The organism is Methylophaga sp., from assembly GCF_030651745.1.
Window position 1 is genome coordinate 1 of record NZ_JAUSCC010000019.1, and the last position, 9,076, is coordinate 9,076.

Annotated in this window: 9 protein-coding genes; 3 read left to right on the forward strand and 6 right to left on the reverse strand. The window is 51.5% G+C overall.

The window, feature by feature from the left end; genetic code table 11:
* Positions 1–71: 71 nt before the first annotated feature.
* From Q7V21_RS01400 to Q7V21_RS01420, 5 genes are all read right to left on the reverse strand, one after another.
* Positions 72–449 carry a hypothetical protein gene (locus Q7V21_RS01400; protein WP_304915574.1) on the reverse strand — a complete coding sequence of 126 codons (378 nt, stop codon included), beginning with the start codon at positions 447–449 and terminating at the stop codon, positions 72–74.
* Between the two features lie 207 nt (positions 450–656).
* Positions 657–2,021, reverse strand: coding sequence for an STY4528 family pathogenicity island replication protein (locus tag Q7V21_RS01405; RefSeq protein ID WP_304915575.1), 1,365 nt, complete (start codon positions 2,019–2,021; stop codon positions 657–659).
* 38 nt (positions 2,022–2,059) lie between these two features.
* Positions 2,060–2,617: a DUF2857 domain-containing protein gene (locus Q7V21_RS01410; protein ID WP_159658450.1), complete on the reverse strand. Its 558-nt coding sequence runs from the start codon at positions 2,615–2,617 to the stop codon at positions 2,060–2,062.
* A 13-nt stretch (positions 2,618–2,630) separates the two neighbouring features.
* The gene (locus tag Q7V21_RS01415; RefSeq protein WP_304915576.1) at positions 2,631–4,196 is read right to left on the reverse strand and encodes a ParB family protein; all 1,566 of its coding nucleotides are present in this window, start codon (positions 4,194–4,196) and stop codon (positions 2,631–2,633) included.
* Complete coding sequence (locus Q7V21_RS01420; protein WP_206444752.1) at positions 4,193–5,026, reverse strand: ParA family protein; 834 nt, start codon at positions 5,024–5,026, stop codon at positions 4,193–4,195. Before Q7V21_RS01420 ends, Q7V21_RS01415 begins: the two co-directional genes overlap by 4 nt.
* Positions 5,027–5,223: 197 nt before the next feature.
* Between Q7V21_RS01420 and Q7V21_RS01425 the strand changes: the two genes are divergently transcribed.
* From Q7V21_RS01425 to Q7V21_RS01435, 3 genes are read left to right on the forward strand one after another with little or no spacing between them, the layout of a single operon-like run.
* Positions 5,224–6,162 (forward strand): hypothetical protein, encoded by a 939-nt coding sequence (locus tag Q7V21_RS01425; RefSeq protein ID WP_304915577.1) that lies wholly within the window; start codon positions 5,224–5,226, stop codon positions 6,160–6,162.
* 22 nt (positions 6,163–6,184) lie between these two features.
* Positions 6,185–7,021, forward strand: a complete 837-nt coding sequence (locus Q7V21_RS01430; protein ID WP_304915578.1) for a hypothetical protein — start codon at positions 6,185–6,187, stop codon at positions 7,019–7,021.
* Positions 7,018–8,478, forward strand: coding sequence for a HAMP domain-containing sensor histidine kinase (locus tag Q7V21_RS01435; RefSeq protein WP_304915579.1), 1,461 nt, complete (start codon positions 7,018–7,020; stop codon positions 8,476–8,478). The genes Q7V21_RS01430 and Q7V21_RS01435 overlap by 4 nt, the downstream gene beginning before the upstream one ends.
* On the opposite strand, the gene Q7V21_RS01440 is transcribed toward Q7V21_RS01435, so the two are convergent.
* A complete protein-coding gene (locus Q7V21_RS01440) occupies positions 8,462–8,932 on the reverse strand; it encodes a response regulator transcription factor (protein WP_304915580.1) in 471 nt (156 codons plus the stop codon). The two genes, Q7V21_RS01435 and Q7V21_RS01440, sit on opposite strands and share 17 nt — an antisense overlap.
* Positions 8,933–9,076 lie beyond the last annotated feature (144 nt).

Genomic DNA, 9,076 nt, shown 5'->3' on the forward strand with positions numbered 1-9,076 from the left:
CGGCAATTGCTTGAATACTTTTATCGCCGCGTTGCAAGACTTTACTCAGGGCTTGCTCTTTAAATTCTTCACTATAACGGGTTTGCATTAGGGTTGCCTCTATAAATGGGTGAGGCGACAACTATCCTGACACAGGGGGGACCCGAGCGGTGTGCAGCCTGCACAGTTGGTTGCTCTTGACCCGAGAAGTGTGCAGCCTGCACAGTTGATGGCTCTTGTCCGGAGCGGTGTGCAGCCCGCACAGCTGATTGCTCTTGTCCGGAGCGGTGTGCAGCCTGCACAGCTGATTGTTCTTGTCCGGAGCGGTGTGCAGCCTGCACAGTTGATTGTTCTTGACCGGAGGGATGTGCAGCTCGCACAGGAGCAAATCCCTCAATTGTCCAGCGTTGAATTTGGGCACCATGCTGGTCGATGGCAGTCAGAACCCGATGCAGTGGTATTTTCGTCATTGTTCTCTCCTGCGTTTCAGGCTGTGCAGCCCGCACAGCAGATTGCTCTTGGCCGGAGCGGTGTACAGCCTGCACAGTTGGTTGCTCTTGCCCGAGAAGTGTGCAGCCTGCACAGCTGGTATCTCTTGTCCGAAGCGGTGTGCAGCCTGCACAGCTACAGCTGATTGCCCTTGTCCCGAGCGGTGTGCGGCCTGCACAGGGGGGCGATTAGTTGTCCGAATGCGCATTGTTCAGTGCCTCCCGCAGTTGTTGGGTGGGTTTCGTTGATTTCTGTGGCTTGTCGTGGCGCTTATTCGGGTTTTCAGCCGGAGCGTTGCGCCCACTCAGGGCGGCCAGTTCTTGCTGATGGTTGCTCACCTGCTGTTCTGTGCGTTGCTGGCGTTCACGGTTGTCCCGGTAGCGAATGCTCAAACTCGTCAACACCGGGTGGCCTTTGGCGTGTTCTTGACATAACCAGCTGAGATACGCCAACGGATTTCGGATCGGTCGATGGCTCGTGCGTTTAGCGTCTATTTGCGCGGCGGTTTCATCGAGCAAGGCCTGGTGTAGCTCGGGGTCGATCGGGTTCAGGTAGCGCTGGGCGAGTGCTTGCTCGCTGGCATTGAAGCTGGGCGGATAGCTGAGCGGTGCGCGGGCCGCATCGGTTAAATTTTTTTCCCTGTTAGCTGAAACAGGCGTAGTAGTAGTTATTTTAAATTTATTTAAAAAACTACTACTACAACTACTACTTGTAGTAGTAGTTATATAGGCGCTGCGGTTCAATTTTTGAACCTCATCGATAAGTGATTGTTTTTCTTTTGGTTTTTCTTTTGGTTCTTGTTTTGGATTAGCCAGGTTCAATTTTTGAACCTGGTCGGTTTGAGCCAGGTTCATTTTTTGAACCTGGTTGATTTTAGCCAGGTTCACTTTTTGAACCTGGGGTTTTGGTACCGGGTTCAGTTTTTGAACCCGGTCGTCAGCCAGGTTAATTATTTGAACCTGGCGTTGGCCATTCACTTGCTGAAAGAAGTCACTCACCGCCGCACAGCTGGGTGGTTCTTCTCTGTGGTCGATCGCTTGCCAGATCTGCCGGGCCAGGGTTCGGATTTGGGCTTGGTGATGCCGGCGTTGGTGATTGACGAAGTCGAGGTACTCGGGGTCCAGGTAGAGAGCATCGGCCAGAGCGAGGCGGTGATCATGAACGGCATAGACATGGCCTTTGAATTGGCCGGTTGGCGTGCGAAGCGCGGAACACAAGGACAGCCAGCGGGTTAAGCGCAGCACATACAACACTTTTGAAACGGTGGGTTTGGCGATCCCTAAGTGGCTGTGTAATAACCGGTGCAAAGACAGCAGCACGGCGGAACCGGTCAGGGTCTGGGTGCGCATCAGTCCCCAACAGCGAACATCGATGGCTTCCAGATCCGGATCGCTCCAAATGGCACGGGGAATGGCATCTTGCCAGTGGCCGATATACAGCAGGGCTTCGCGCTGGGCGCCCGGTCCGGTAGTCTCGGGCCCCAGGGCCTGGGCAATCCGCTCGCCGAGTTGCACGATCGCGGCGGAGATGGGCGTTGCGGTTGGCGGGGTCATGGCTGCCGGTCTTTGCGGGTCACGGTAAGCGCTGCCGACTAGGCGTGGCCATCGAGGTTGCCGGCAAACCAGTCCTGAATCAGCGGCCAGATGGCGCTGATTTTGATGCCGGTGTGGTGATGGACATAGAGCAGGCGTTCGGCGATGCCGAGCGGTTCGGAGTCGGTGGCTTTCCAAAGCTCCCAGATGTTAACTTGCTGGGCATCGGTGGGCAGGGCCGGACGGCCGTCGGCTTTGGGAAGATTCAGGTATTTGCGGTATTGGGCGGTGTCGGCGCTGGTGAAGCCGAACAAGGTGCGCATGACCGGTAAGGAGGCCCCTGCAGTCAACAGTTGCAGGATCAATTGCCGTTGCCGGATCCGCTGCGCACAGACCTGCATGGCGGTATCGAGGGCGTCGGCATCAAACAGGATGCGCAGATAGCGGGCTTTGGTGGTTGCGGCCATTTCATGGATTTCCTGGGTGCTGAGGGTCATGATTTTTTCGATTTGATCGGTGCGCAGGCCCAGTTGGTGGGGCGTGTCAAAGTCCCCTTCGGCGGCCATGCGCGATACAAACATCAAGGTGTGCAAGGCAAATTCGGCGTGATAGTTCATGGTGACCTCGCTGTTAAGGTGGGCCTGAGGGCCATAACTGGGTAGAGGGGTAGTGCTGACGAATGTGCCGGCAGGTTTCGATGAGTTGGCAGATATCCGTGAACACCGGATCGGGAACAATCGCTTTATTTTGCAGGACTTCGTGGGGATAATGGGACACACTGGGTGCCGGCCCGACTAACTGCTGAAGTGCCGTGCCCTCGGGGTCTTGCTGGAGCTGGTACAAGTCCGTGTGTTGCCACAAGGGGTCGCGTTCGGGACTGACGCTTTGTTCGGCGATGCCCAGCAATAACCACCACAGCCCCCAGGTGGCGTGAGCGGTGAAAGCGGCTTGCGGTTTTTCGATGATAAAACCCAGGCCTTGGGAGACCGGAACCACGACCTGTTCCAGGTGAATCGAACGGGCAATGCGGTGGGCGAGCCCGTAGGTTCGCTCATACAGGGCGTGAATATCGGCTGGGGTGTCGGGTTCTGCCGGATAACGGGGCGTGACGGTGTCGACAGGGGTACTGGCGGGGCAAATATCGCTTATTTTTGGCAGGCGGTTTTCGGCTTCGCTGGTCGGCAGTGGCTGCATGGTAGCGGCTTGCGGGGGCTGGTAAAGATCGGTTGGGCTGGCGTGCGCCGTGCTCTGGTCCAGCGTCGTTGAGGCTTTGGGGTCAGTCGCTGTCGGTTGGCCGGGATCATCCGGCCAGTCCTCGTCAGCGGAGGCGTTGAACAGTGACGCGTCGATAGTCTGACGCAGCCGTGTGACGGGGATGCCGAGCAGCGGTGCCAGTTGCTTGTCCAGTTCCCGGCGCACGGCCTCAAGGTCCCAGGGTTCGTCATCACAACTGGCCAGGGTATGGGCAAACAAGGCGGCAAATTGCGGGGTTTTATCCTGGCAGAGCCGTTGGTAGGCTTTTTCGGTGGCTTTGATCTGATCGATGCCCGTGGCGCCTAAGCCGTTCCGAAGGGTATGGGGGATCAGCTGGTCCAGTGTCATGGCATAATCAAAGCGGATCAATTGCCGCCGGGATAGGCTGTAACCCAAAGCTTTAAGGCGTTGACACAAGGCCGTGCGGGTCAACTTGATCTCGTGTTCTGTTTCCAGTTGCCGATGCAACTCTCTGAGCGCATAGGCTTTGTCAATCAGGGTCATCTCGCCACGCAGCTCGTTTTCGATGAGGTGGGCGGCGAGGAGCAAGGTTTCCGATTGCCAGGGTCGATACAGGCACTGAACGCTGTTGAAAGCGGCATCGCCGGTCTCGGCGAAGAGTTCCTTGAGGATGGCCAACCGGGTATTGCCGCCGGCCTGAACCATGAACAGGGTTTCCCCGGGACGGCGCGTCACCGTGAAGGGGTTGTTCAAGCCGCGCTGTTCGCGAACCGAGGCTTTGATTGCGTCGTAGGCGGGATTTCTTTCCCGTCTGGGGTTATGGTCATAGGCTTTGATTTGGGCTAAGGTCAGCACCAGTTGCACCGGCGTGACGGGCTCTGAGGGCGCGAGGCCTGGGTCTTCGGTAGCCGTGCTAAACGGCCCTTCTAACAATAAGGCTTTGAGATCGTCCGGATCAGGCCGTTTGAAGCGGGTGGTCATGGTCGGGCCTCGTGCGCCAATGCCGAGGCCGCCAGGTTCGGTAAATGGGGAATCAGTTCCTGGGCCAGCGCCTGCATGGTCTCTAAGGCGCTGGGGGCCTGGCCTTTGCGGCTGCGATCAAAGCGGTGCACCGGCATTTTATGCGTGGCGGCTTCCCGGTACGCGACGGCATTGGGAATGACGGTGTTCAAAATGGTGATGGCGCCCTTGCTCGGTAAAAAGGCTTCTTTGCGTAATTCATCGGCTATGCGGCGGGCATCGACAGTCCGGTCCTGGCGGTAAATGACGCCGCGTAACGGTCCGATCGGGGCACCTAAGCGGGCCATGGGTTCCAGGCGTTGAATCATGGCCACGGTACCGCGCACGAATTCGCGGGCCGATAAAATTTCCGGGGGAATGGGTGACACCATGAAATCGGCAGCGGCCACGGCGGCATCTTGCAAGGGCCCGACCGCGCCTTGGGTATCCAGCAGGACAAAGTCGTATTGCGCCGCCACCTGCGTCAAACTGTATTTGAGCCGTACCCGGCCATCGACGGTGTCGCGAATCCAATCACGGAGTTTTCCCTGGGGGTCATCGGAAAGCACAATATCGAGGTTGTCAATGCGGGTTTGACTGATGACCTGAGCCGCCGAGGCACTGATCATCAGCTGGGTCAGTCCGTGTTGAGCCCTGACTTTCAGCGGGTAGTAGCTGGATAAAGTCGGTTGAGGATCGGCGTCAATCAGCAGCACACGGTAGCCGAAATCGGCTAAAATTCCGCCTATATTGGCCGTTAGCGTGGTTTTACCGACGCCCCCTTTAGTACTGACAATGGTTATTTTGATCATGACTCAACCATATCAACATTGAATGCTCTTGAATTCAAATCTGTAAAACACAATTGCTGTAGCACACTACTTAACGTTAAAATACCACTATTTCTATTAATTTAAAAGTATAATTATTTTTATAAATAATTGAATGTGTTTTTTTATATAAATAACAATAGCTTATAATTGTACATAAAGATATCCATGAATAATAAATGAATCTATTACACAGTGATGTAAATTTTGGTTATGCCTTGTCGCAGCTTTCCTATCAAGACTGGCTGACCATCAAAGAGCCGGCCGTGTTTTCTTATGCGATTGCTTCTGAAGAGCATTCTGTTCTGTCTCTAAAGCAAGCGAAGAGCCTGACTGCCTTCTCACTCTTGGTCGCGGTCCTGCGCGTAGGCGATACTCTTTACAAACTGACCGGCAAACACCGTAAGCAGGAATGGCTTTCTGGAAAGACTCCCCCACCTGACCACCTCATCGCCCTGGTCATTGACGTGTCTGAGAGCGATTTTTTAGCGCTGAACAGGGAAGCGCAAAATCAGCGCATGGAAAACTTACCTCCTAACGAAACCGTAAAACTCATTTATGAAGAATTAGGCTTAGTTTTTTCTTCCGACCGATTAAAGGGGGGCTTTATTCTGGAGACCTTGAATATCGCACTCAGAGGTAAACCCCGGGCGTTGCAGGACAAACGATTTGTTTGGGAAAAAGAGGAGATCAATGCCAAAAAAGCGATTCAATTGTTCAGCGAGGAATTACGGCTGATCGATAGCTTAAAGCCTAAATCCGAAATCTTTGTTTCAGGCGTATTAGGCGGCGCATTACTGATGCTGGGCATCAACAGAGAGGTTAAGGACTTTTTAAGGCGACTTAATGATGGTCAGGGCGAAACTCGAGATGGCCTTGAAGATCCGGTAAGCGGATTGCTGCGAGCCATTGATGTGCACAGGACCAGCGATCCAGCAATTCCCGCCCGAATGGCAGCTGATATTTGCAGAAAAACCATTCAAGCCATCCTACTATGGAAAGAAGGCGCTGACTCGCCCAAATATTGGCGCAAAAAATTACTTTCCGGTGTCGATCCAAGGCCTTTTATCCGGGAGCTAAAGAGCCTGAAACAAATCAATGAACACAAGGATCTCTAAATTATTGTTGCTCCTGGTGCCTATGCTAATCTTTAGCAATGCTTTTGCCAAAGAACGGCAGGTTTTAGTGCTTTATCCGGCTGTTAACACCCCCTTTGATGCCATTTATGCCTCAACGATTAAAGGGATCAAAACCAAAGTAAACCAACTGACCGTTATCGCAATTCCGGAAGCAGCTCGCTTTGCTGATTTACAATCAACCCTTGATCATCACAGTCCTGACAACATCATTGCGCTGGGCAATCAAGCCATTGACTTAATCAACCAAAGCCCCTATCGAAGTCAAACCTTAGCCGGTTTGATCTATTTTAACGTAACCGATTATCAGGGTGTGAGCCTGTCACTTGATAGCCAGGTAGTGGTTTCACTCATGCGACGCCTGACACCCGGCATCAAACGCGTCTTTATCGTCGAAAACAAGACGCCTCGCTTCCTGAAAAGCGCCCTCTCTGAAGCCGTTTCAAAACCGTTGCTGGTGCTCCGGGAGGGCGCCGACCTGTTGGCCACTATGCGTATATTGGGGCAATTACTCGAACAGGAAGCCAAGCCGGAAGATGCGATCCTGATCCCTGCCGATATACCCAAGGATATCCTCTACGAAGCCTCCAAAATTGCCTGGAGAAAAAATATCATGCTGTTATCCACTAATTTATCGCATCTGGAATATGGCGTGATGATGGCCTTTTATCCTAATATGGTCGCCTTGGGTCAGCAATTGGGCGACATGATCAATAAGCCGTCGACGACTTACGAAACAGTTAAAACAGTCGATGTTTCTTTAAATCAACGAGTCGCTCAGCATCTCGACATACAGTTTGATTCGACCACGCTGAGCTCCTTTTCGATAGTACTGGAATGAACCGGTTATCCGAAGCTCTGAACCGTTTTGACTTTCGACAACGTTACGATTTAATGGTGCTTGCCTCAGTTGCACTGGCGGGCCTATTGATCGTCATGTCGTTATATTTGGCGGCACATCAATATACCAGTGCCTACACTCGCCAATATTGGAAAGAATACACTCACACTTTTGCGCACTCCATCAAATACGGCGTCATTCTGCACTCCACCATCGTTTCAGAAGATATCATTCAAACCTTTACCGCTGACAGGAATGTTTTAAAAGCCTCCGTATTTGAAAGCCCACACACGTTATTAGTTGCATCCAACCAGCAACTCTTTGAATGTCATCCGACCGAGTCACCCGTCATCCAGCCCTATGTTCTCGATTATGCTAGCTTATGGTGTTTTTATGCCCCGCTGTATCAAAATGAAGACTATTTGGGTTACGTTGAACTGGTGATATCGAAGCATGACCTCGATGCTTTCATGCGGCGCATTTTATTCGTTTCAGGACTCATTGTCTTGGTGGTGTTGGTGTTTTTATTCTTGATGGTACGGCGTTATTCAGGCGTCTTTACCGCACCATTACTTGAAATAGTCACTGTGTTAAAAAATGTGAGCCAAGGACAGCGGGGGCATCGGGTCGACTTTTCCGGAGCACCCGATATTCAGCGGATGAGCTCCGATTTTAATGACATGCTGACCATTATTGAGCGTAACGAACAGGTCCTTGAGCAATTGGTAGCGGATCGCACCAGTGAGTTGAAGATAGCCTTGGATAGTAGCCGTGCGGCCAATAACTACAAAAATCAAATTATGACCTTGGTCTCCCATGAAATGAAAACGCCTTTACACAGCATAGGCACCTATTTGGAATTGATTCGGGATGCTTTACCGAAAACACCGGAGTTCGATTTATGCCGCTCTTTTCATGCCAATGCGTTGGTCCGCACCCACGATTTGAACGAGTTGATCAACAAAGTACTGATCCACGGCAAACTGGAGGCCAATAAGGTTGAACTGACTTTGGAACCGTTCGACATCAAACTGTTAATGCAAGAATGTGCCGATAAACTTGAACCAGCGCTTGCCGACAACCGTAACCGCTTATCGCTGGCAGGTGAACATCAAGTGATTATTGCCGATGCCGAAGTATTAAGGCATATCGTTAACAATTTGTTGAGCAATGCCTGTAAGTTTACCGCTGATGGCGACATTAGTTTAAGTTGGCGACAAGATGAAGCAGATTTAATCATTCAGGTGCGTGATACAGGCTGCGGCATCCCGGCTAAATACCAAAACCAAATATACGAACCCTTCTGGCAGGCTGACATGACTCTAACGCGTGAGCACGGCGGTCATGGCTTGGGGCTTTCTATCACCAAGCGCTTTACTGAGCTGTTAGGCGGGACCATTCATGTCAGCTCTCAACTCAATGAAGGCACTCTGTTTACCGTTAAACTTCCGTTGTAAGCAGACTGATTTTTTCGTCTTCTGTCAGATTATTAGGCAAAATACCCTTGAGCGTGGTCATGATCTCTTTGACCCTGACGGTTTCATTATGCCTAAGGGAATAATCCAATAGCCAAATCAGATTTCTGACGACGTTTAACCTGGAGTCTAAATAGTGTGCCTGATGCAGCAGTTTTGATTTATTTAAAAGGGTTTGACACAGTGTTTTGAGATCATCCAAAGAAAAGGGTTTGCAAAGGTATTCACTGGCACCATTCAATAACACTTTGTTTTGAACATTGGGTTTGTCTAAAGCCGTGACAATGATCACTGATTGGTTCTTATTGATCGCCATCATTTGGTTAAGTATTTGTTCGCCTGATAATTTAGGCAACATCAAATCCAATAAAACCAGATCGTGTTGCTTTTTTTGCCAAAGCGCATAACCCGATAAACCGTCATAGGCGACATCAATATCATCCTAAAAAGAGCAGTTAAAACTTGCTAAACTATCTCAAGTAATTGATATCAATTGAGAATGAGGCGCTTATGCAAGAGATCATGACTCACCCATTGGGTGATGGCCAATCAAAAGCATTGATACCCTTAGCCGAACCCG